The sequence below is a fragment of the Acidovorax sp. 210-6 genome (assembly GCF_010020825.1).
Lineage (GTDB): Bacteria > Pseudomonadota > Gammaproteobacteria > Burkholderiales > Burkholderiaceae_C > Simplicispira > Simplicispira sedimenti.
In genome coordinates this window covers 3,023,858-3,046,408 of sequence record NZ_JAACJE010000001.1, presented here as the reverse complement: position 1 = coordinate 3,046,408, position 22,551 = coordinate 3,023,858, and the positions used below count along the sequence as shown (strand labels likewise).

At 66.0% G+C, this 22,551-nt stretch carries 21 protein-coding genes and 2 tRNA genes; 14 read left to right on the top strand and 9 right to left on the bottom strand.

Annotated features, from left to right (window positions below; genetic code table 11):
- The first annotated feature begins 22 nt into the window (after positions 1 to 22).
- The 5 genes from GWK50_RS14155 (at position 23) to GWK50_RS14135 (ending at position 5,383) form a co-directional block, all read left to right on the top strand.
- Complete coding sequence (locus tag GWK50_RS14155; protein WP_162017021.1) at positions 23 to 2,542, top strand: FtsX-like permease family protein; 2,520 nt, start codon at positions 23 to 25, stop codon at positions 2,540 to 2,542.
- 62 nt (positions 2,543 to 2,604) lie between these two features.
- On the top strand, positions 2,605 to 3,012 hold the full coding sequence (locus GWK50_RS14150) for a group II truncated hemoglobin (RefSeq protein WP_162017020.1): 408 nt from the start codon (positions 2,605 to 2,607) through the stop codon (positions 3,010 to 3,012).
- Between the two features lie 135 nt (positions 3,013 to 3,147).
- Complete coding sequence (locus GWK50_RS14145; RefSeq protein WP_162017019.1) at positions 3,148 to 3,741, top strand: LemA family protein; 594 nt, start codon at positions 3,148 to 3,150, stop codon at positions 3,739 to 3,741.
- 21 nt (positions 3,742 to 3,762) lie between these two features.
- On the top strand, positions 3,763 to 4,854 hold the full coding sequence (locus GWK50_RS14140) for a M48 family metalloprotease (protein WP_162017018.1): 1,092 nt from the start codon (positions 3,763 to 3,765) through the stop codon (positions 4,852 to 4,854).
- A 7-nt stretch (positions 4,855 to 4,861) separates the two neighbouring features.
- Positions 4,862 to 5,383, top strand: a complete 522-nt coding sequence (locus GWK50_RS14135; RefSeq protein ID WP_162017017.1) for a DUF2199 domain-containing protein — start codon at positions 4,862 to 4,864, stop codon at positions 5,381 to 5,383.
- Positions 5,384 to 5,591: 208 nt separating this feature from the next.
- On the opposite strand, the gene GWK50_RS14130 is transcribed toward GWK50_RS14135, so the two are convergent.
- Positions 5,592 to 6,233 (bottom strand): Smr/MutS family protein, encoded by a 642-nt coding sequence (locus tag GWK50_RS14130; RefSeq protein ID WP_242455485.1) that lies wholly within the window; start codon positions 6,231 to 6,233, stop codon positions 5,592 to 5,594.
- Between the two features lie 256 nt (positions 6,234 to 6,489).
- Positions 6,490 to 7,203: a DNA repair protein RadC gene (radC, locus tag GWK50_RS14125; protein WP_162017016.1), complete on the bottom strand. Its 714-nt coding sequence runs from the start codon at positions 7,201 to 7,203 to the stop codon at positions 6,490 to 6,492.
- A 56-nt stretch (positions 7,204 to 7,259) separates the two neighbouring features.
- On the opposite strand from radC, the gene GWK50_RS14120 reads away from it, so the two are divergent.
- Positions 7,260 to 7,712, top strand: a complete 453-nt coding sequence (locus GWK50_RS14120; protein ID WP_162017015.1) for an FKBP-type peptidyl-prolyl cis-trans isomerase — start codon at positions 7,260 to 7,262, stop codon at positions 7,710 to 7,712.
- Positions 7,709 to 8,677 (top strand): 4-hydroxy-3-methylbut-2-enyl diphosphate reductase, encoded by a 969-nt coding sequence (ispH, locus tag GWK50_RS14115; protein WP_162017014.1) that lies wholly within the window; start codon positions 7,709 to 7,711, stop codon positions 8,675 to 8,677. Before GWK50_RS14120 ends, ispH begins: the two co-directional genes overlap by 4 nt.
- A 110-nt stretch (positions 8,678 to 8,787) precedes the next feature.
- On the opposite strand, the gene GWK50_RS14110 is transcribed toward ispH, so the two are convergent.
- Positions 8,788 to 9,504, bottom strand: coding sequence for a CBS domain-containing protein (locus GWK50_RS14110; RefSeq protein ID WP_162017013.1), 717 nt, complete (start codon positions 9,502 to 9,504; stop codon positions 8,788 to 8,790).
- Between the two features lie 94 nt (positions 9,505 to 9,598).
- Here GWK50_RS14110 and serS point away from each other — a divergent pair, with 94 nt between their 5' ends.
- The 4 genes from serS to greB all read left to right on the top strand — a co-directional run bounded on the left by serS (position 9,599) and on the right by greB (position 11,793).
- Positions 9,599 to 10,915: a serine--tRNA ligase gene (gene serS, locus GWK50_RS14105; RefSeq protein ID WP_162017012.1), complete on the top strand. Its 1,317-nt coding sequence runs from the start codon at positions 9,599 to 9,601 to the stop codon at positions 10,913 to 10,915.
- Between the two features lie 32 nt (positions 10,916 to 10,947).
- Positions 10,948 to 11,037: transfer RNA gene (locus GWK50_RS14100), tRNA-Ser, on the top strand.
- 49 nt (positions 11,038 to 11,086) lie between these two features.
- Positions 11,087 to 11,163, top strand: a tRNA-Arg gene (locus tag GWK50_RS14095).
- 75 nt (positions 11,164 to 11,238) lie between these two features.
- Complete coding sequence (gene greB / locus GWK50_RS14090) at positions 11,239 to 11,793, top strand: transcription elongation factor GreB (protein ID WP_162017011.1); 555 nt, start codon at positions 11,239 to 11,241, stop codon at positions 11,791 to 11,793.
- A gap of 18 nt (positions 11,794 to 11,811) precedes the next feature.
- Here greB and GWK50_RS14085 read toward each other — a convergent pair whose 3' ends face one another.
- From GWK50_RS14085 to gmk, 3 genes are all read right to left on the bottom strand, one after another.
- Entirely contained in the window at positions 11,812 to 14,031 is a 2,220-nt protein-coding gene (locus GWK50_RS14085) for a bifunctional (p)ppGpp synthetase/guanosine-3',5'-bis(diphosphate) 3'-pyrophosphohydrolase (protein WP_242455384.1), read from the bottom strand.
- Between the two features lie 142 nt (positions 14,032 to 14,173).
- Positions 14,174 to 14,377: a DNA-directed RNA polymerase subunit omega gene (gene rpoZ / locus GWK50_RS14080; protein ID WP_162017009.1), complete on the bottom strand. Its 204-nt coding sequence runs from the start codon at positions 14,375 to 14,377 to the stop codon at positions 14,174 to 14,176.
- Positions 14,378 to 14,393: 16 nt separating this feature from the next.
- Positions 14,394 to 15,014 carry a guanylate kinase gene (gene gmk / locus GWK50_RS14075; protein ID WP_162017008.1) on the bottom strand — a complete coding sequence of 207 codons (621 nt, stop codon included), beginning with the start codon at positions 15,012 to 15,014 and terminating at the stop codon, positions 14,394 to 14,396.
- 672 nt (positions 15,015 to 15,686) lie between these two features.
- Here gmk and GWK50_RS14070 point away from each other — a divergent pair.
- From GWK50_RS14070 to GWK50_RS14060, 3 genes are all read left to right on the top strand, one after another.
- Positions 15,687 to 15,827 carry a hypothetical protein gene (locus tag GWK50_RS14070; protein ID WP_162014697.1) on the top strand — a complete coding sequence of 47 codons (141 nt, stop codon included), beginning with the start codon at positions 15,687 to 15,689 and terminating at the stop codon, positions 15,825 to 15,827.
- Positions 15,828 to 15,837: 10 nt separating this feature from the next.
- Positions 15,838 to 16,887 (top strand): MBL fold metallo-hydrolase, encoded by a 1,050-nt coding sequence (locus tag GWK50_RS14065; protein ID WP_197905019.1) that lies wholly within the window; start codon positions 15,838 to 15,840, stop codon positions 16,885 to 16,887.
- A gap of 194 nt (positions 16,888 to 17,081) precedes the next feature.
- Entirely contained in the window at positions 17,082 to 17,414 is a 333-nt protein-coding gene (locus tag GWK50_RS14060) for a hypothetical protein (RefSeq protein WP_162017007.1), read from the top strand.
- 4 nt (positions 17,415 to 17,418) lie between these two features.
- Here the strand turns inward: GWK50_RS14060 and GWK50_RS14055 are convergent, their stop codons facing one another.
- From GWK50_RS14055 to traF, 3 genes are read right to left on the bottom strand one after another with little or no spacing between them, the layout of a single operon-like run.
- Positions 17,419 to 20,193, bottom strand: a complete 2,775-nt coding sequence (locus GWK50_RS14055) for a conjugal transfer protein TraG N-terminal domain-containing protein (protein WP_162017006.1) — start codon at positions 20,191 to 20,193, stop codon at positions 17,419 to 17,421.
- 21 nt (positions 20,194 to 20,214) lie between these two features.
- Entirely contained in the window at positions 20,215 to 21,663 is a 1,449-nt protein-coding gene (locus GWK50_RS14050) for a conjugal transfer protein TraH (protein WP_162017005.1), read from the bottom strand.
- A gap of 9 nt (positions 21,664 to 21,672) precedes the next feature.
- Positions 21,673 to 22,551: a conjugal transfer protein TraF gene (gene traF, locus GWK50_RS14045; RefSeq protein WP_162017004.1), complete on the bottom strand. Its 879-nt coding sequence runs from the start codon at positions 22,549 to 22,551 to the stop codon at positions 21,673 to 21,675.

Sequence of the window (22,551 nt, the reverse complement as noted above, 5' to 3'; positions counted from 1 at the left end):
CACTTGCGCTAAGGTAGCGCGGATGAACGTTTCCCTTTTCTCTCTGGGCTGGCGCACCCTGTGGCGTGACTGGCGCGCCGGCGAGCTGCGCCTGCTGGCCGTGGCTGTGACGCTGGCGGTCGCCGCGCTCACCTCGGTGGCCTTTTTTGCCGACCGGCTGAACGGTGGGCTGCAGCGCGATGCACTGCAGATCCTGGGCGGCGACGCCGTGGTGGCCAGCGACAACGCCACGCCCGCGGCCTTTGTCGAACGCGCCCGCGCCCTGGGCCTGCAGACCGTGACCACGGTGGGCTTTCCCACCATGGGGCGCGCCGGGGATGAGTTTGGCGGCGCTGCCCGCCTGGTGGCCTTCAAGAGCGTGGAGCCGGGCTACCCGCTGCGTGGCAGCCTGAAGGTGGCCGCAGCGCCCGGCGGCGCTTCCGCCAACACCCGCGATATTCCCGCGCCTGGGGAGGTCTGGGTCGATGCGCCACTGCTCGACGCGCTGGGCCTGCGCATGGGTGACCCGCTGTTGCTGGGTGACGCGAGCCTGCGCATCGCGCGCATCATCGTCATCGAGCCCGACCGGGGTGCAGGCTTCATGGCCTTTGCGCCGCGCGTCATGGTCAACGCCGCCGACGTGGCCGCCACCGGCCTGGTGCAGCCGGCCAGCCGCCTGACCTACCGCTTTGCCGTCGCCGGCGAAGCTGCGGCCGTGCGCCAGTTCACCACCTGGGCCGAGCAGGAGGTGCAGCGCCCTGGCGTGCGCGGTGTGCGGCTCGAATCCATCGAGTCGGGCCGCCCCGAGATGACGCAAACGCTGGAGCGTGCGCAGAAATTCCTCAGCCTCGTGGCGCTGCTGGCCGCGCTGCTGTCCGCCGTGGCGGTGGCTCTGGCGGCGCGCGGCTTTGCGGCCGGGCACCTGGATGCATCGGCCATGCTGCGCGTGCTGGGCCTGAGCCAGCGCGCCATTGCGGGCAGCTACGCGGTCGAATTCTTGCTGGTGGGCCTGGCTGCCAGCCTGGCCGGCTTGCTGCTGGGCTATGGCGTGCACCATGTGTTCGTGCTGCTGCTGGCCGGGCTGGTGGAAAGTGGGCTGCCCGCGCCCAGCCTGTGGCCGCTGGGCCTGGGCTTGGGCGTGGGCCTGACCCTGCTGGCCGCCTTTGGCCTGCCGCCCGTGCTGCAACTGGCCCAGGTGCCGCCGCTGCGCGTCATCCGGCGCGACATGGGCGCGCTGCGCCCGGCCTCGCTGGCCGTGCTGGGCTTGGGTGTGGCGGGTTTTGCGGCCCTGCTGCTGGTGGTCAGCAGCGACCTCCGGCTGGGGCTCATCGCTGTGGGGGGCTTTGGTGTGGCGGCGGGCCTGTTTGCCCTGCTGAGCTGGCTGGCCGTGCATGCGCTGCGCCGCAGTGTGAATGAGGCCACCGCACCGCGCTGGCTGGTGCTGGCCACGCGCCAGATCGCCGCGCGCCCGGCCTATGCCGTGGTGCAGGTCAGCAGCCTGGCCGTGGGGCTGCTGGCGCTGGTGCTGCTGGTGCTGCTGCGCACCGACCTCATCGCCAGCTGGCGCCAGGCCACGCCGCCCGACGCGCCCAACCGCTTCGTCATCAACATCCAGCCCGACCAGGCAGAACCCTTCCGCCAGACGCTGGACGATGCGGGCGTGCGCCGCTACGACTGGTACCCCATGATCCGTGGCCGCCTGGTCGCCGTGAATGGCCGGGCCATCACCCCCGAGAGCTACACCGAAGACCGCGCCCAGCGCCTGGTAGAGCGTGAATTCAACCTCTCCAACGCCCAGGAGCAGCCCCCGCACAACCAGGTGGTGGCTGGCCGCTGGACGCCCGGCGAACAGGACGGCGCCAGCGTCGAAGAGGGCCTGGCCAAGACGCTGGGCCTGAAGCTGGGCGACTCCCTGCGTTTTGACATGGCGGGTGTGCAGCACGAGGTGCGCATCACCTCGCTGCGCAAGGTGGACTGGGCCTCCATGCGCGCCAACTTCTTCGTCATGTTCCCTGTGGCGCAGGTGCCCGATGCGCCGCTTACCTACCTGGCGGCCTACCGCGCCCCTGAGCAGGCGGGCTTTGACAACGCCCTGGTGCGCCAATTCCCCAACATCACCAACGTGGACATGGGGGCCACGCTCACGCAGGTGCAGACCGTGCTCGACCAGGTGGTGCGTGCGGTGGAATTTTTGTTCGGTTTCACCCTGGCCGCTGGGCTGGTGGTGCTGTTTGCCGCCGTGACCGCCACGCGCGAAGAACGCGCCCGCGAATACGCCATCATGCGCGCGCTGGGCGCCCGCGCCAGCCTGTTGGGCCAGGTGCAGCGGGCCGAACTGGCGGGCGTGGGTCTGCTGGCCGGGGTGCTGGCCAGCTCCGTGGCCGTGGCCGTGGGCTGGGCGCTGGCGCGCTACGCCTTTGAGTTCACCTGGACGGCGTCCCCCCTGGTGCCCCTGGCCGGTGGCCTGGTGGGCGCCGTGCTGGCCCTGCTGGCGGGCTGGTGGGGGCTGCGCGAGGTGCTGCGCCGCCCGGTGGTGGACACGCTGCGCCGTGCGGCGGAGTAGAAATACTATTGTTTTGATAGCTGCTGGCGCTTTTTGGTATTGCCATGCAGCCTGTTTTTGCCATGAATCCTGAAGACACCCCGAGCGAACCCACCCCCTTCGAACGCATCGGCGGCGAGCCCGCCGTGCGCGCCCTGGTGGACCGCTTTTACGACCTCATGGACCTGGAGCCCGGCTACGCCGCGCTGCGCGCCACGCATGGCAGCACGCTGGATGAATCACGTGACAAGCTGTTCTGGTTTCTCTGCGGCTGGCTCGGCGGGCCGGACCATTACCAGAGCCGCTTTGGCCACCCGCGCCTGCGCGCGCGCCACATGCCGTTTGCCATCGGTGTGAAAGAGCGCGACCAGTGGGTCGCCTGCATGGACCAGGCCATGGCCGAATGCGCCACCCCCGAGGCGCTGCGCACGCGCCTGAAGGCCAGCTTCTTCAACACCGCCGACTGGATGCGCAACAAGGGTCTGTCCTGATTGCTATTGAATCAATAGCTACTAGCGCTTGATGGACAGGCGCTAGAGGCCAAAAAGCACCTTGAAATCCGGAATCGTCCGGTCCGCCAGGAACACGTTCTAAGATATGCCTCCAAATACACAAGGAGGTGGGACATGTCGATGACAAGCTGGGTGGTGCTCGCGCTGCTGGCCGGTGCCGGGCTGTGGGCGGTGGCTGTCTATAACCGGCTGGTGGAACTGCGCAACCGCATCGCCAACGCCTTTGGCCAGATCGACGTGCAGCTCAAGCGCCGCTACGACCTCATTCCCAACCTGGTGGAAGTGGCGCGCGGCTACCTGCAGCACGAGGCCGCGACGCTGGAGGCCGTCATCCAGGCCCGCGGCCAGGCGCAGGGCGCCGCCGCCACGGCGCGCGCCGCGCCCACCAACGTCGGCGCCGTGGGTGCGCTGGCCGTGGCCGAAGGCGTGCTGGGCAGCAGCCTGGGGCGCCTGATGGTGGTGGCCGAGGCCTACCCCGAGCTCAAGGCCGACGCCACCATGCAGTCGCTCAGCGAAGAACTGGCCAGCACCGAAAACCGCCTGGGTTTTGCCCGCCAGGCCTTCAACGATCAGGCGCTGGACTTCAACAACGCGGCCCAGCAGTTTCCTGCGCTCATCGTGGCGCGGCTGTTTGGCTTCACGCCTGCGCCCATGCTCGAAGCAACGCGCAGCGACGAAGAGCGCGCGGCGCCCCAGGTGAAGTTTTGAAGCGACCCTTCTGCTTCGGCCATGAAGTTCTGGGACCACCAGCAAAACGCCCGCGCCGAGACGCGCCGCCTGCTGCTGGCCTTTGCGCTGGCCGTGGCGGTGCTGGTGCTGGCCGTGCACGGGGCCCTGGTGCTGGCCTGGTGGCTGATGGCGGCGCTGCTGCCGGTGCACCTGCCGTTCCCCGCAGGGTTTCTGGCGGCCAACGTGGGTGTGTCGCTGCTGCTGGTGCTGGGCGGCTGGTGGGTGGAAACGTCGAACCTGCGCGCCGGAGGCGTCAAGCTGGCGCAGCGCGTGGGCGCGCGCGAACTGCGCGCCTCGCTCTCGCACGCCGAACAGCGCCTGGCCAACGTGGTCGATGAGCTGTGCATCGCCGCCCACATGCCGCGCCCCCAGGTCATGGTGCTGCCGCGCACCGACGCCATCAACGCCTTTGCCGCCGGCTGGGATGAAGCGGACGCCGTGGTGGCCGTCACCCAGGGCGCGCTCGACCACCTCACGCGCGAAGAACTGCAAGGCATGGTGGCGCACGAACTGAGCCACCTGCACGAGGGCGACACGCGCCTCAAGATGCGCCTGGCGGGCATGGTGTTCGGCCTGGAACTGGTGCACAACTTTGGCGAAGAAATGCGCGATCGCCCCGGCCTGTCGTGGTGGTTTGGCAGCGCCATCATGCTGGCCGGGTTGGCCGGCTGGCTCACCGGCCGCATGCTCAAGGCCGCCGTCTCGCGCCAGCGAGAACACCTGGCCGATGCGCGCGCCGTGCAATGGACGCGCAGCAAGGATGGCCTGGGCGGCGTGCTGCGCAAGGTGATGGCGCAGCGCCGCGCCACCCCCGCCGGGTACGAGGCGCGCGGCCACACCGGCCTGGCCCACCCGGCCGTGCAGCACATGCTGCTGGTCGATGCCGGTGGCGTGCGCGGGCTGGAGCGCTGGCTCGACAGCCACCCCACGCTGGACGAGCGTGTGCAGCGCATCTATGGCCGCCGCATGCAGCCCTTGCCGCTGACCCCCGTCAATGACGCCCCCGAGAGCGCCCCCCGCGCGGCAGGCGTGGTGGAGCCCGGTGCGGTGTCGCTGGCCTCGCTGGTGGACCCGTTTGCCCGCCATACCTGAGGGCGCCATGGCCAAACCCCGCACACCCCCTGAACGCAGCGGTTTCCAGTGCGCCCAGTGCGGGCAATGGCACGACGAACTGCTCACCGACATCGCCTGCGGTCTGCCCGACGCGGTGTTTGCGCTGGGCTACCTGGAGCGCTACCGCCGCGCCCGATTCAACCCGGACTTCTGTACCCTGGACGAAACGCGCCATTTCATCCGCTGCGTGCTGCCCGTGCCTTTCACCCACCGCGACGACTACTTTGGCTGGGGCGTGTGGGTGGAGGTGGACCGCGCCACGCACGACCTGTGCGTCCAGATTTTCGACACCGAGGGCGCTGCCGCCGTGCCGCCCCAGCACGGCGTCCTGGCCAATGACCTCAAGGCCTACCGCAAGACGGCGGGCCTGCCGGTGCGCATCGAACTCTCGGATGAACACCGGCCGCTGGTGTACCTGCTTCCCGCCTCGCGCCATGCGCTGGCGCTGGAGCAGCGGCGCGGCATCGATGGACAGCGACACCATGCGTTGGCGGCGCCGTATCTCTGAACCGGTTTTGCCTTCAAACGGTTCACGTCGTTGGGGCGCCTTGCGGTGCGACAGCACTGTCTTCGGCTCCCCGTTGAGTCCACCGAATCGGGGAAAATTCGCCGATGTTTCTTGCGCCCCGGGCTCGAAAGAGGCGTTGAAGGCTACGAAATAGATAGCTGGAAGCGCTGGCTGAATAAGCCGCAGAGGCATTTTTTGCCTGTATTTTTCAGTTGCTGCGCTGATCCCGCCTGCCGCCCCCCACCGGCTGCAACAACACCAGCATCGCCCCCGCGCCGCCATCCACCGGCCGCGCCTGCACGAAGGCCAGCACCTCGTGCTTCTGCACCAGCCAGCGCTGCACGCGGCTCTTGAGCACGGGGCTCTTGCCGGGCGAGCCCAGGCCCTTGCCATGCACCACGCGCACGCAGCGCACGCCATTCTTGTGGGCGGTGCGGATGAATTCGCCCAGGGCCAGGCGCGCCTCGTCCACGCGCAGGCCGTGCAGGTCGAGCTGGCGCTGGATGCTCCAGTGCCCGGCGCGCAAGCGCTGCGTCACTTCCACGCCGATGCCGGGGCGGCGAAAGCTGAGCTGGTCGTCGGTGTCGAGCAGGGTGCTCACATCGAAGTCGTCGCTGATCGACTCCTGCAGCGCGCGCTGCTCGTCCAGCTGGCGCTGCACCGGCAGGGGAGGCGGCAGAGGGCGGCGCCGCAGGGCGAGGTTGCGCTCGCGCAGCCGGGTGATGGGCCCCACCGCATGGCTGAAGAGGTGGCGCTCGGCCTCGCGCCGGGCGGCGGCTTCGCGCTGGGCCTTTTCTTCGGCCTCCCTGCGGCTCTTTTCCTCGTGCAGGTGGCGGGCCACGGCGGCCAGGTCCTGCAGGTCGGTGATGCGCACGCTCGCGCGGCGGGGCTTGGGGGCGCTGCTGCGGCGGGCCTGACGGGGCGCCGGGTTGGCCTGCGCCTCGGGGGCGGGTGGGGGAGGGCGCGGCGTGGGCGCCGGCCGGGGTGGTGCCACCGGCGCACTGGCGGTTGCCGCAGCCGGGGGGGCGGCGGGTGCCGGGGCGTCCTTGGGCGCACGGGCGCGCTCCAGCGCCAGGCGCAAGGCGGTGTGGCCAGGCAGGCTCACGTTACACCAGGCCTTTCTCGGCCATCGACAAGGCCTGGCCTGGCGCCACGATCACATGGTCGAGCACGCGCACGTCCACCAGGGCCAGCGCAGCCTTGAGGGTCTGGGTGAGTGCTTCGTCGGCACGGCTGGGCTGCACGCTGCCACTGGGGTGGTTGTGCGCCAGCACCACGGCGGCGGCCTGGTGGTGCAGGGCGCGCAGCACCACCTCGCGCGGGTACACGCTGGTCTGCGTGAGCGTGCCGCGGAACAGCTCTTCCATGGCCAGCAGGCGGTGCTGGCTGTCGAGAAACAGCACGGCAAACACCTCGTGCCCCTTGGCGGCCAGGTGCAGTTGCAGGTAGTGCTTGACGGCCTGGGGCGAGTCGAACACCTCGCGCTCGCGCAGTTGCTGGGCCAGCGCGCGGCGCGCCAGCTCCAGCACGGCCACGAGTTCAGCGCGCTTGGCCGGACCCAGGCCCTTGATGCGCTCCAGGTCGGCGGCGCTGGCGTGCAGCAGCCCGGCGATGCCGCCAAAGCCGCCCGTGGGCTGGCCACTGGTGGGGTCTTGTGTGGGGGGCTCCAGCAGCTCTTGCGCCAGTTGCAGCACGCCTTTGCCCACGATGCCGGTGCGCAGCAGGATAGCCAGCAACTCCGCATCGGCCAGCGCGGCGGGCCCGCGTGCCAGGAGCTTTTCGCGCGGCTGCGCATCGGCAGGAAGGTCTTTCAGCGGCATCGCAAGTGGGGTGCAAAGGGCGAAACGTAAAATGGCGCCAGTTTATCGAGGCATCCATGGCAACTGTTCAACCGGGTTCTTTCCTGACCCTGCATTACCGTCTGGCGGGCCCTGAGGGCGACGTCATCAACACTTTCGAAGACAAGCCCGCCACGCTCACGCTGGGCAACAGCGAGCTTTCACCCGTGCTGGAGGAGCGCCTGCTGGGCCTGGAAGAGGGCACGCGCACCAGCTTCGAGCTGGCGCAGGGCGAGGCCTTTGGCGAGCGCAACCCGGCCATGCAGCAGTGGGTATCGCGCAAGCTGCTGGACACCCTGGGCGACCCCGACGAGCAATACCACGTCGGCGAGGCGGTGGAATTTGCCACGCCCGACGGCTCGGGCTCCTACGCAGGCGTGGTGGTGCAGGTGGGCAACGCCGACAGCCAGGATGCGCTGCTCATCGACTTCAACCACCCGCTGGCGGGCCAGCCCGTGACCTTCGAAGTGCATGTCATAGGGGTGCTATGAACCATCCCCAGGAGGTGCTGCTGGCCGAACCGCGCGGTTTCTGCGCGGGGGTGGACCGGGCCATCGAGATCGTCGAGCGTGCGCTGGCCAAGTTCGGCGCGCCCATCTACGTGCGCCACGAAATCGTGCACAACACCTATGTGGTGAACGACCTCAAGGCCAAGGGCGCGATCTTCATCGAGGAGCTGTCCGATGTGCCCCCCGGCGCCACGCTGATCTTCAGCGCGCACGGTGTGAGCAAGGCGGTGCAGGAGGAAGCCCGCGCGCGCGGCTTCCACATTTTTGACGCCACCTGCCCGCTGGTGACCAAGGTGCATGTGGAGGTGGCCAAGCTCGCCCAGGAGGGCTACGAGTTCATCATGATCGGCCACAAGGGCCACCCCGAGGTGGAGGGCACGCTGGGCCAGCTCGACGGCGGTATCCACCTGGTGGAAGACGTGGAAGACGTGGCACGCGTGCAGCCCGCACAAACCGAGAAGCTGGCCGTGGTCACACAGACCACCTTGAGCGTGGACGACGCCGCAGAGATCACGGCCGCCGTGCGTGCGCGCTTCCCCAAGGTGCGCGAGCCCAAGCAGCAGGACATCTGCTACGCCACGCAGAACCGGCAGGACGCCGTCAAGCTGCTGAGCCCGCAGGTGGACCTGGTCATCGTGGTGGGCAGCCCCACCAGCTCCAACAGCAACCGCCTGCGCGAGTTGGCGCAGCGCATGGGCACCACCAGCTACATGGTGGATTCAGCGGACGAGCTGCGTGCCGAGTGGTTCAGCGGCATCGCCCGTGTGGGTCTGACGGCGGGGGCTTCTGCGCCGGAGGTGCTGGTGCAGCAGGTGATCGAGCGCATCAAGGCCCTGGGTGCCGTGTCGGTGCGCAAGCTCAGCGGTATTGAGGAAACGCTCAAGTTCCCGCTGCCCAAGGGGCTCAAGCTCGATGGTACCGGGCAGGCGGCGGACGACGGCGAATAATTCGCTATCAATTTGATAGCTGTTTGCGCAAGCAAAACGGGCCTTGGAGCCCGTTTTTTTATTGAATTTGCAGGCGATCTGCTCGCACTGGTTGAGGGGGCACCCCCTCATCAACTCCACAGATCGAGTGGTGGATCTGCCGCCACGGCGCGCAGGATGTCGGTGCGCGAGACAAAGCCCACCGGTATGCCCGCCTCGTCTGTCACGGGCAGGCCGGGCAGCCCGGTGTCCAGCAGCACCGAGGCCAGACGGCGCACATCGGTGTCGGGCGCAACGGTGGGCACGGGGCTCACCATCACGGCAGACACGGGCCGCCGGGCCAGCGCGATGGTGGCCTGGATGTGGCCCGGCTCGGGCAGCAGGTCCAGCGGCGCCATGTCGGCACGCACCAGCAGACCGATCACTCGGCCCAGCGCATCCACGACGGGCGCCTGTGCCACACCATGTTCGGCGAGTTGCTGCCAAGCGTGGTTGACGATGGTATCGGGCTGCACCGTCAGGCTGCGCGGCGTCATCACGTCGCGCACGCGCGAGAGGGGCTGGCGCGTGGCCGGTGTGGGGTGGCCGGTCTGTGCATAGGCACTCACTGCGTCGTGTGCGCGCAGGTTGGCGCTGCCGGTGGGCGCTGTGGCGCCCGCGGTTTCGGCGGCGCCGCTTGGGTGCGCGCCGCCAGGCAGCAGGGATTCCAATGAGAAGGGTGGCGCCTCGTCGGTACCGCGCGTGCGCAGCGCCTGTGGGCGGTTGACCCGCCGTGCCGATGTGATGCGCGCAAGGTTCTCGGGGCCTCCCCGGTACATCTGTCCCGACGGGCCAAACACAAAAAACATGGCAGCCTCCTGCCACCCCTGGATGCGGGATGGGCCTGCACATGTTATCGGCAAGGCCCGCAGCTTCCGCAGTGGGGCCATCTAAAATCACACCATGCTAGATATTCTTCTCCTGCGCAAAGACCTCGGCACCACCGTCGAGCGCCTGCAAACCCGCAAAAATCCCCAGCCCTTCCTCAACGTCGAGGCCTTCCAGGCCCTGGAAGCCGAGCGCAAGTCCCTGCAGACCCGCACCGAGGAGCTGCAGGCCCAGCGCAACCAGCTCTCCAAGCAGATCGGTATGCTCATGGGCAAGGGCGACAAGGAGGGCGCAGAGGCCGCCAAGGCCCAGGTGGCCGCCTCCAAGGTCGAACTGGAGCAGTCCGCCGCCCGCCTGGACCAGATCCAGGCCGAGCTGCAAACCCTGCTCCTGGCCGTGCCCAACCTGCCGCACGAAAGCGTTCCCGTGGGCGGCGACGAGCACGGCAACGTGGAAGTGCGCCGCTGGGGTCAGCCGCGCGCCTTCGACTTCGAGGTGAAGGACCATGTGGACGTGGGCACCCCACTGGGGCTGGACTTCGACATGGGCGTCAAGCTCTCGGGCTCGCGCTTCACCGTGATGAAGGGCCCGATCGCGCGCCTGCACCGCGCCCTCGCCCAGTTCATGCTGGACCTGCAGACCCAGCAGCACGGCTACACCGAGTGCTACGTGCCCTACGCCGTCAACGCCGACTCGCTCAAGGGCACGGGCCAGTTGCCCAAGTTCGAGGGCGATCTGTTCGCCGCCAAGAAGGGCGGCCAGGACGGCGAGCCGGTGCCCGACAACGCCGCGCTCTACCTCATTCCCACCAGTGAGGTACCGCTGACCAACTTCGTGCGCGACGTGGTGCTGCAAGAGTCCGACCTGCCCCTCAAGCTGACGGCGCACACGCCGTGTTTCCGCTCCGAGGCCGGCAGCTACGGCCGCGACACGCGCGGCATGATCCGTCAGCACCAGTTCGACAAGGTCGAAATGGTGCAGATCACGCACCCTGACAAGAGCTACGAGGCGCTGGAGGAAATGACCCGCCACGCCGAGACCGTGCTGCAGCAACTGGGCCTGCCTTACCGCGTGATGGCCCTGTGCACCGGCGACATGGGCTTTGGCTCGGCCAAGACCTACGACCTGGAGGTCTGGCTGCCTGCGCAGAACACCTTCCGCGAGATCAGCTCGGTGAGCAACTGCGAAGCCTTCCAGGCGCGCCGCCTGCAGGCCCGCTTCAAGAATGCACAAGGCAAGAACGAACTCGTGCACACGCTCAACGGTTCTGGCCTGGCCGTGGGCCGCACATTGGTGGCCGTGCTGGAGAACTACCAGCAGGCCGACGGCAGCGTGACGGTGCCCGAAGTGCTGCGTCCGTACTTGGGCGGGGTTGAACGCTTGTTGCCGTAAAAATCCTGCTACAATCTAAAGCTTGCCCGCCAGGAGAGGTGGCAGAGTGGTCGAATGTACCTGACTCGAAATCAGGCGTAGTGGTAACACTACCGAGGGTTCGAATCCCTCCCTCTCCGCCAGCACAAATTTGCAGAAACACTGAAAATTCGTGCTACAATGCGAGGCTTAGCGGCTGTAGCTCAGCTGGATAGAGTACTTGGCTACGAACCAAGGGGTCGTGGGTTCGATTCCTGCCAGCCGCACCAACAGGTAAGCCCTGAGTCTGAAAAGACTCAGGGCTTTTTCCTTTGGGACCTCCCCAAGCCACTATTGTCATCACCATGATCAAGGCTTTCACCAAGGAAACCGACCACGACGAGGACGACGGCCCGGCATTGCCGCCGATCCCGGCCGGGGGCAAGAACTACATCACGCCCCAGGGCTATGCCCGTCTGCGCGCCGAGCTGCTGCAGTTGATGGACGAGGAGCGCCCCCGTGTGGTCGAGGTGGTGCATTGGGCGGCCAGCAATGGGGACCGGTCAGAGAACGGCGACTATCTGTACGGCAAGAAGCGGTTGCGCGAGATTGATCGCCGCATCCGTTTTCTGACCAAGCGGCTGGAGATTGCTGAGGTGGTCGATCCGTCGCTGCATTCTGGCAGCGACCAGGTCTTTTTTGGCGCCACGGTGCGCTATGTGGATGACCTGGGCGAGGAGCGCTGCATCACTATCATGGGCATCGACGAAGCCGACAGCAGCCAGGGGCAGGTGAGCTGGGTGGCGCCGGTGGCGCGCGCTCTGCTCAAGGCGCGTGTGGGTGATGAGGTGGCCTTGCCCACGCCCTCGGGCGTGCGTCAGTTGGAGGTGGTGGAAGTGCGCTACCCGCAGCCTGGCTGAGGCGCGGTCAGCGGCGCATCATTGCTGGGGCATGGCGCGCACCGCACGCAGCACGTCTGCGGTGCGGCGCAGGTTGCGCAGCGCGGTTTCCAGATGCTGGAGGTCGTGCACGGCAATGCTGAAGCGCAGGTCTATGGTGTCCATGGCCGTTTGTTCGTCCATGTCCACATGGGTGATGTCCGCCTCCGAGCGTGCCAGATTGGCGGCAATGCGTGCCAGGGTGCCTTTGCCGTTGCGTGCCGTGACGACGATGCGTGCTTCAAAGGGTCGGGTGGGTTCTTCGGACCAATCCACGGCGATGAAACGCTCGCTGTCCTTGTGCTGCAGGCGCTGGGCCACGGCGCATTGGCTGGAGTGCACCACCAGCCCTTCGCCGCGCCCCAGGTAGCCCATGATCGGTTCACCAGGCACCGGACGGCAGCAGGCAGCGTATTGCACCGATGCGCCTTCGCTACCGTCCAGCGTGACGCCGCCTTGCGAGACGGTTTCGTGCGAGGTGTAGCGCTCCCGGGTCATCAGCAGCGCATCGGGTTTGTGGCCGTGTTCGGTCATCAGCACCACCAGTCGTTTGGCGACGATGCTGGCAATGCGTTTGCCCAGGCCGATATCGGTCAGCAACTCGCTGCGGGTGCGGTTGCCGGTAAAACGCAGCAACCGTTCCCAGATCTGCTGGTGGCCGTCGTCCTGGGACGGCAGTTGCTGCATGCCTTCAGAGCGCAGGGCCTGGGTCAGCAACTTTTCGCCCAGGTTTTCAGATTCGGTCTGGGCCAGTGTCTTGAGGTGGTGCCGGATCTTGGATCGGGCACGGCCCGTGCGCACAAAGCCCAGCCAGGCGGGGTTGGGCGTGGCGGCGGGGTCGGTGATGATCTCCACCACATCGCCGTTCTTGAGCTCGGTGCGCAGCGGCACCTGCTCGTTGTTGATGCGGGCACCTGCTGTGTGGCTGCCCACATTGCTGTGGATGGCAAAGGCAAAGTCCACCGCCGTGGCGCCCCGGGGCAAGGCCATGATCTGGCTCTTGGGGGTGAAGACGTACACCGCATCGGGAAACAGGTCCACCTTGACGTGGTCCCAGAACTCGGCTGCGTCGCGGGTTTCGTTCTGAATGTCCAGCAGGGACTGCAACCACTTGGTGCCCAGGCGCTCTGCAGCAGCGCCGTCGGCATCCTGGGCCTTGTAGAGCCAGTGGGCGGCCACGCCCGCTTCGGCCACGAGGTGCATTTCCTCGGTGCGCATCTGGAACTCGACGTTCACTCCCGAGGGGCCCACCAGCGTGGTGTGCAGCGACTGGTAGCCGTTGAGTTTGGGGATGGCAATGTGGTCCTTGAACTTGCCGGGCACCGGCTTGTACATCTGGTGCAGCACGCCCAGGGCGGTGTAGCAGTCGGTCACCGAGGGTACGATCACCCGGAAGCCGTAGATGTCGGTCACCTGGGCAAAGCTCAGGTGCTTGAGCACCATCTTCTGGTAGATGGCGTAAAGGGTCTTTTCGCGCCCGGCCAGGCGCACCGGCATGCCCAGGCGTGAGAAGGCAGCATCGACATCGGTCTGCACTTTCTGCACCAGGTCACGCCTGCGGTTGCGCGCCTTGCCCACGGCCTTGGCCAGGGTGGCGTAGCGCCAGGGGTGCAGGTGGCGGAAGGACAGGTCCTGCAGCTCACGGTAGGTTTGGTTCAGGCCCAGGCGGTGGGCAATCGGGGCGTAGATCTCCAGGGTTTCCGAGGAAATGCGTCGCCATTTGCTGCGCGGCATGTCCGACAGCGTTCGCATGTTGTGCGAGCGGTCGGCCAGTTTGATGAGGATGACACGCACATCGCGCGCCATGGCCAGGAGCATCTTGCGGAAGGATTCGGCCTGGTTTTCCTCGCGTGTGTCGAATTCCAGCTTGTCGAGCTTGGTGAGGCCATCGACCAGTTCTGCCACCGGGGCGCCAAAGCGCTCGATCAGATCCATCTTGGTGACGCCACAGTCTTCCATGGCGTCGTGCAGCAAGGCGGCCATCAGGGCCTGGGCATCGAGTTTCCAGGTGGCACACTGCGCAGCCACGGCGATGGGATGGGTGATGTAAGGCTCGCCGTTCTTGCGCAGTTGGCCCAGGTGGGCCTCGTCAGCGAAGCGGTAGGCCTGGCGCACCTGCTCGATGCTGGCGTTGTCCAGGTAGTCCAGGCTGTCCGTGAGCGCAGCAAAGCTGGCCGCTGCGGCATTCGCTGCGGCCCTGGGCGGGGCGCCGGCTGGCATGGCATTGACAGAGGGACTGGCCTGCATTTCCATTCCTTTAATGTAGCGCGGTTGCTTGCAACCCTGCGCGCAAATGCTTCTATGGCCCTGATCCATAAAAAAAAGCACCGCATTGCGGTGCTTGGCAGGTGCCAGGGGGAGATCAGCCCGGCACTTTTTTGAGCATTTCCAGCCCGACCTTGCCTGCCGCGATTTCGCGCAGTGCGGTCACGCCAGGCTTGTTGCGGCTCTCGATACGCGGTGCGTGGCCATGGCTCAGCATGCGGGCGCGGTAGGTCGCAGCCAGAACGAGCTGAAAACGGTTGGGAATCTGCTCCAGGCAGTCTTCGACGGTGATGCGGGCCATGGGGTACTCCGGAAAATCAGGAAATGTTGAGCGATTCGAAGGTCTGGGCACGGGCGCGGCGCTGGGCCGCGTACTTGAGGCGTTGTGCGTGGACGATGGCTTTCATGTCGAAAAGCGCGCGCTCAAATAGCTCGTTGATTATAACGAAGTCGAATTTGTGCACCTGGGCCATTTCCTCGGCGGCATTCTTGAGGCGCAGTTCGATGACTTCGGCAGAGTCCTCTCCGCGGCGCTCCAGGCGCGAGCGCAGTTCTTCCCAACTGGGCGGCAGGATGAAGATCAGCACGGCATTGGCAAAGGTCTGCTTGACCTGGAGTGCGCCCTGGTAGTCGATTTCCAGGATCACGTCGTTGCCCTGGGCAATGCGCTCTTCGATGGCCTTTTTGGACGTGCCATAGCGCCGACCGTGCACATGGGCCCATTCCACAAAGGCGTCGGAGGCAACCATGGCGTCGAATTCGGCGTCGGAGGCGAAGTAGTACTCGCGGCCGTGCTTTTCCTGCCCTCGGGGGGGGCGCGTGGTGTGTGAAACCGAGGCGCGTACCTGGGAATCGAGTTCCATCAAGGCCTTCACGAGGCTGGATTTTCCAGCCCCGCTGGGGGCAGCAACAACAAATAGATTTCCCGGATATTCCATAACAGACAAGCGCCAGGCGCTATCAAATTAAAAGCGTTATTCGATGTTCTGAACCTGAAGCTCGACAAGAGCATCTAAATGGTTGATTCTCAACGATCTCATGGACGTGGCCCCGACGCGAACCCACCTATGAACCCATCACCAAGCATGCGATTGATTGCGCTCGGTTGAAGCTGGGTGGAGCGTCATCCCATCTGTGGCTAGATCAAGCGCATCGATTTTACTGAAAACATGTATGGGTAGCAGGTGTCGGTGGTGCGTTGTTCGGCGTAGAGAGAGCTTTCGTGCGTCTGGGGCCAGTTCTGTGAGTGTCTGGGCCAGGCAACTCTGCTCAACGCGTGAAAAGGACATCATGATCACCGCTGGTGGAGCCTGCTGTCGAGCCCGACAGCCTGCCCACCAGCGCCGTGCCGAAGTTCTCCATCCTATTCAAGGCGGCCCAGGCCACGGAGGGAATGCTGATTGCGAGGTACCTCACTATCGTCTCACTCGATAGTGCGCAGGAATAGATCACCGAGGCCGTATGCGGTGCCGGTGCCTTCGCGCCACTCCTCAGATCTGCGGTGGGGGCCAGGTCGTAGCCGTAGGCAACTCTCGTTGACTATTGCCGTTGGAGCTGACACTCCCGTCAAAGCGGCGGGGACTCATGGAAGGGCATTGACAAGATGGTTCATGACCTTCAGCAAACAGAACCTGGGCTACAAGGCGCCGAAGACTGGGGCCATCGTGCAGGAAATGCCCCTGTCGTATGTCGGCAAGGTGCTGCGAAGGCTCGTGAAGGAAAATACCGGAAGGACAACCAACGCGGTGTAAATTGAGCATCATGACTGACGCAGCCCCAGCACTGTCGTATCCGTTCCCAGATCTTCCGCTCCCCGGCCAGGCCACGGAAATCAAGCCAGGTGTGCTGTGGCTTCGCATGCCGCTGCCGTTTTCCCTGGATCACATCAACCTCTGGGCATTGAGAGATGGTTCTGCCTGGACGATCGTGGACACGGGCATGCGCAGTGTGGATATCAGGAACGCTTGGCTCGCGTTGCTCGCGCCGCAGGGGCCACTTGCCGGCTGTCCCATCTCCCGCGTGATGGTGACGCATATGCATCCCGACCATGTGGGCATGGCGGGCTGGTTGACGCGTCGCTTCGAATGCGCGCTGTGGATGACACGGGACGAGTATTTGAGCTGCCGGGTGATGCTTGCCGATACGGGGCGGGAAGCACCGGTCGATGGTGTTCGCTTCTATCGCAGGGCCGGATGGAGCGATATCGAGGTGGATGAGTACCGCACACGGTTCGGTGACTTCGGCAAGATGATCCATCCTCTGCCTGACAGCTTCGTTCGGCTCACGGATGGCCAGATGCTGCGGATCGGGGACCAGGAATGGGAAGTCATCGTTGGCACGGGACATTCTCCCGAGCACGCGTGCTTCTATTCGCACGAACTGAATTTGCTGATATCAGGGGATCAGGTGCTTCCCAGGATCAGCTCCAATACCTCCGTGTACCCCACCGAGCCACACGCGAATCCTCTGCAGGGCTGGCTCGATTCCATCGACCGGCTGATGCAGCGCGTGCCGGAGAGTGCTCTGGTCCTGCCTGCCCACAACGAACCTTTCACTGGTCTGCACACACGGTTGGAGCAACTGCGCGCGAGCACCGTGAGAGGCACCGACCGCGTCAGGCAGCAACTCGTACAGCCTACGAGGGTCATCGACCTGGTTCGCGCCCTGTACCGCTCGTCCGTTGTTGCAGAGCAGATGCACCTCAACCTTGCGACCGGAGAGACGCTCGCCCACCTGAACTATCTCAACCAACGTGGGGAAATCGTGTCGACAGAGGACGAAGACGGCGCAGTGCTCTATCGACTCGCCTGAGGTTGGGCAGTCATGGAGTCCTTTGCGTCGCATGAAGGACGTACTGCTCGCTAGGGTTCTGGGCTCAATTGCATCCTCGCAGAGGGCGCATGCTAGAACGTGTGTCATCAGCAATGAATGTCGACGACGATGACGGCCTTCAGACGGACTTGACGGCGGAGGTATCGCTGGTAGGGTGTAGTCGTGGAGGCGCTATGCGAAAAGCCATCTTTGTCTTCTTCCTGCTGCTGGGCGTCGGTGCCGGGTACTTGCCTGCACGCAACGACGACTGGGGCCTGCGCATCGTCATGATGGCCGTGGGCGCACTGTTCGGTGGGGCGATCGGTGGCGGTCTGTCGCGGATTGGCAAGCAGCAGCCTCGTCACTTGCTCGACACCGAGGAGGAAATTGAGTCGATTCCGGGCGTGGGCATGTCAGGTCGAGATCTCGCAGCCAACTACTGGCGCGATGAAGGCCATCCACAATTCATGAAGCCGCCTCGGCCCGAGTATGGGAACCACATGCTCGACGCGGACAAGAACCTCTGACCAACTACTTTCTGAGGGCATTCTTGACAGCTTCCTTCGCGTCGTCGATCAGCGGCGCGGCATCCTCCTTGACCTGCTTACCCGTTTGCATCATCAGGGAGCGCTCGGACGCCAGGGTGCCGTCGGGCGTCCTCGTGATCTGTGCCTTGCGGTCGAATGCTCCCTGATCGGCCGAAGTGGTTGCCCGGATACGTTCGCCTTCCTCCCGAACCGTGCTGCGCATCGATGAAGGCGAACCCGCCGTCGGCGCGGGTGGCGTGGCACCGCCACCGAACCGGCGCACGTCACCCTGATTCGATTGGTGGCGCCCTGCGAGGTCGGGTGCCAATGCCGGATCGCCGGAGTTCCGCAAGTGCTGGGCCTGGAGGTCCCCAAAGGCCGTGGGCACCGCAGTGCCGTCCGAGAACACGCTATGGGGGCGCAGGGACTGCCGGGCCAGTTCCGCTTCCATAAGCACGCGCGCCGAGGCGCTGTTGCCGCCGTACTGCTCGGCGTAGCGGGTGAACATAGCGAGGTTGTGCGGATCCTGGGCGATGTCGATGGCGATAGTCTCGCCCCGCTCGTAGGCGGTCGAAACGCGCTCCGCGAAAGCGCTTCGCTCCGCGAAGCTGGCGTCTGCACGCTCCGACCGTGCTGCGGTCGAGGAAAGGCGGGCGGAAAGATCATGCGCTTCGCGTGCATCGCTGGCGATGACGTTCATGAAGCTCCTGTCCTGGGAGGCTCGGTCGCCGAACTGCTTGAACTCGGCGAGTTGCTCGCTGTTCATTGACGAGAGGACTTTTTGTTCGGCTGCTGATAGACCCGAGACGTAGTTCTTGTCGGCTGAGGCTGTGCCGTTGAGGCTGGCAATGGGGGTGTTGACGCCCAGGCGGCCCGATGCGCCAAGAGCAATCCGCGCAACCTGCGATTGCGTGAGGCCGGTGGTATCCGCCACGCTCTTGCTGATCTGGTCGAGCCGGTTGAGCGTCTCGCCGAACTGCTCGAAGCTGCTCGTCGTGGAGCCGCTGCTATTGCGCGACGACCGCAGTTTGGCCACGCCTTTCGTGAATGCCTCCGCCAGCACGGACGAGCGCTCGCTGCTGGCTGCCACAGCCTCGCTGCGAGCGGCATCCACCTGCCGGCTGGCGTCCTGCACGTCCTGTTCGGACACCCGCATCGACACGACCCGCGAGGCGTAGCCCTGGTTGCGCAGCAGGCTAACTGCCGTTTTGCCCGTGAGAGCGTTCGACGAGAAGGTGTTGCCGCTCAGGTCGTGTTGCCAACTGCCCATGAAGGCCGAGGTGCGGTTGGGCGCGAGCTGCATCTGGTCCATGGAGACGTTGCCGAGCGACGTGTTGCCCACCGTAGCTGCCGAGGTCGAACCCGACAGCGTGGCCTGCAGCCCCGACAGCCCGCCCACCAGCGCCGTGCCGAAGTTCTCCATCCTCTTCAAGGCGGCCCAGGCCACGAACGGGATGCTGATCGCCAGGTACCCGACGATGGCCTCTCCCGACAGCGCACGTGAGTAAATCACCGAGGCCGTCTGCAGCGCCAGCGCTTTCGCGCCGGTACCCAGGTCCGCCGCGGCTGCCAGGTCGTAGGCCGCGTAGATCGAGGCCATGTAGTTGAGGATGGCATACAGCGGCGGCCAGAGCTGGATCCAGATCAGGATCGACGCATATCCCTTGAACGCCATCATCGTCTCGCGGCCGCTGGTGAGCAGCAGCAGGAGCACGAACAGCGGGAACATTGCGTAGGTCACCGCTTCGATCACGTTGCGGAAGACGGGCAGCGCCTGCTCGGCCACCTTGCCGTAGTTCAGCCATGAAGCGTTCATCTGGGCTACGGCCTGGGCCCGCCCCACGGCCAGCACCATGGAGGCCGGGTCGTTGACCTTCTGCCCGACGATCTTGCCGGTGTCCTCCAGCGCGTTGAGCATGGCGTTTTGCCGGATGATGTCCGCGGCGGTGGCCGATGCGTTGGCGATGCTGTTCTTGAGGTAGGCCTGCTGGATCTGGCCTGCGATCGCGGCCGCCGCCGCGGTGCCGGGCAGCGTCGGGTTGAGCTGGAAGGCCAGGCGCCCCTGGATGCGCTGCAACTGTGCCGGCAGCCGGCCATTGAGGCTCTGGTACACGTTCGGGCAGGTGTCCACGCCCACGGCTCCGTCTGCGCCCGTGAGCGTGCTGAACCGCGCAGGGTTGGGTGAGGCCATCAGCGGCCAGACATCGTCGGAGGCGGAGAAGGTGGCCGGATCGAGCGAGCCGTCGATCAGGTCGTACATCGCGCAGTTGTGAATGAAGTTCACGAGGTCCGTGCGGAAGGCGGGATCCTGGAACACCACGTTGCCGGTCTCCCTGACGAGGCGGTTGCCGAACATCAAACCGTTCTGCTGGTATGAGAGCTCCGACGGCAAGGCCCCCGCTCCAGGGATCACCTGGAAGGCGGTCTCGAATAGCCCGGTGAGGGTGTGTCCGATGGTGCTGGTCAGGCTGCCCAGCAGCGCCACCCCGAAGGGCACGTTGTCCACGACCTTGACCGGCGAGCCGCCGGTCTTGTCGACGATGCCCACGGTGACCTTGGGCACGATCAGGATGCCGAAGACCAGCACCACGGAGGCGAGCCACTTCCAGCCTTGGAGCTTTTCAGGGGCAAACGCGTAGGCGATGAGCGCGGCGACGAAGCCGCAGAAGGCCACCGCCGCGACGGCTGAGGCGTAGTCGCCGGAGGCGTGAATCGCGGCGGACGCGTTGAATACCCCGAACAGGCTGTCCGCGTTCTGGTAGGCGTAGATCTCCCACATGGCCGTGCCCTACCATCGGCGTCAACGCGACAGGTGGGCCGCCTGCTGGCCCAGCATGTCCATCACATGCTGGGGCATGCTCGAGCGCAATTGGCGCTCCAACTGCTCCAGATGGCTGGCGACAGCGCGGTAGGAGCCGACCTTCGCGTACAAGAGGTTTTTTTCCTGGGAGATCAGCAGCAGGATGGCCTGGGCCCGCTGGCGGATCTGGTTGGCTTGGTCGCGCTGCGTCTGCTGCAGCGTGTAGTCCTTCGCCAGGGCCGCCATGCCCAGGCGCAGGTTCCTTTCGAGAAAGACATAGGCATAGTCCGCCGCGATCACGTCGCGGTACTGGCCGATCAGACTATCGGCCAGGCCCGAGCCCGGGATGCTGGTGCCCACCGAGAGCATCTTGTAGACCGGCTCGGTGGTCTGGTTGACGAAACCGACCTCGGCGGAGTTGTTGGGGATGGCCGTGCGGGTGGCGATGCGGTCGGCGATCGAGCGCATCATGGTCTCCACGCGCGCCGTGAAGGGCACGTGGTCGTAGGCGGTGTTGGTCGAGACGACGTCGCAGGCCGAATAGTCATTGCAGCGCAGCAGGTGCTGGATGACGTTGTTGCCCGATCCGGCGGCCTGGCCGTAGAGCAACTGGCTGATCGACGTCAGGGTCGGGGCGATCGGCTCCGGGTCGCGTCCCGATTCCTCGGGGTAATAGATGACGGTGCCGACCATGCTCATGATCAATTCACGCCCCGCGTCGTCGAGGGAGGAGCCGGTGTACTGCAGCGCCTTCCAGGTCAGGTTGCCCACGAAAGGCGCCTTGTTGCGCACATTGGCATCGCCCGAGGAGCGGGCGGAAGACAGGATGCTGGGCCGGTCGGTCGAGCAGCGGCGGCGGGCAGCGTCCCGGTCGCTCTCCAGGCCCATCTCCATCGCCAGGTCCGAGCAGGTTTCCTGCGAGCTGTAGCCCACAGCCTCGGCAGCGCTGCTGACGATCGCCTTCGCGGTCTCGCAAGAATTGATGCGGGCATTGTTGATCCAGGTCTCCAGCCCCTTCGCCCACTTGGTCAGGCCCCCGAGGAGTGGGGACACGGCCTCAAGCGCGAGCTGGAACGCAATGCCGGGCAGCGCGGCCGTGATGTTGCGCAAGAGGTTTTTGAACTCCTGTGCGGAGATGTGCGAGAACGAGCCGCCGAACACGTCGATCCCGCCGCAGCCCGCCTTCACGCTCGGAAACTGGATCGCCGCGAGCTGATAGACCTTGTTGGGCGATCGCATCATGAGCGAGCCGCCGGTGTAGGTGTTGTAGGTCTGCCCGCGAAATGCTCCCGGTGCGGTGTAGTTGCCGATGGCGCCCAGGTTGTTGAACATGTCATTGACCTCGCTGTTGAGGTCGGCGCGGGCGGGCAGCGTGGCGGATAGCACGACCAGGGCCGCGGCCAGCGCGACGGCCTTGCGAGCACGGACAGGGCGGGAGGGACGGGACATGGAAACCTCCTAGGGCAGGGCCAGGTGCTGGGTCGCGCCGGGCAGCATGGCCTCGCCGGTGGGCGAGGAGACGATGGCGATGCGCTCGAGCAACTGCGACTCGGAGAGCACGCCGGATCCGATCGGGGTGATCTTTCCGGTGGCAGGCTGGGCCAGGAACACGGCCGGCACCTGGGTCACCTGCAGAGCCGTGGCGATGCCGTTGTTGGGGCGGGCGCGCGGGAAGCCCGGCATCGGGCCGCCGTCCACGCTCACGGGTATGACCTGGATGCCGTGGCGCGCCTCGAATGCCTGCAGGGTGGGCGCGAAGGCGTGGCAGTAGGGGCAGTCGCTGCGGTAGAAGAAGATGAGCACGTGGTCGCGGCCCAGCGCGGCGACCGAGGCGGAGCGGTCGGTCCGCTGCTGGCGCTCGAAGACCTCCAGCGCTTGGGCGTTGACGGGCCGACCCTGCAATGTCGGATCGAGCTCGGGCGTGGCCCAGGCCACGCGCTGCGCCACGTCGGCGAAGTAGGAGGCGCGGTTCACCACCTGCATCTCCAGCTCCATGTAGCGCCGCACGTTGGACTCGGTCGGTCGCATGATCGCGATGTTGCGCAGGTCTTCGAGGGACTTTTGCAGCCGCTCGAATTCCACCAGCTCGGGCGGGCGGGGCGGATCTGCCGGTTTGGTTGGCCTTGCCGGGACGGCCTGCGCGCGTGGCGGCGCGGGCTCCTCCAGCGGAGGGGCTTCGTAGAAGTGCCAGCCGCGCCAGCGGTCGGACCAGTAGGGGCGGGGCTCGACCTGCCCAGCGGCAGGGGCGGCTTCCTGGGCCGCGGCCGTGACCAGCGCCATTGCCAGTGCCAGGATCGGCAACAACCGCAGGTGCGCGTAAGTGGGGCAGCTCATCAT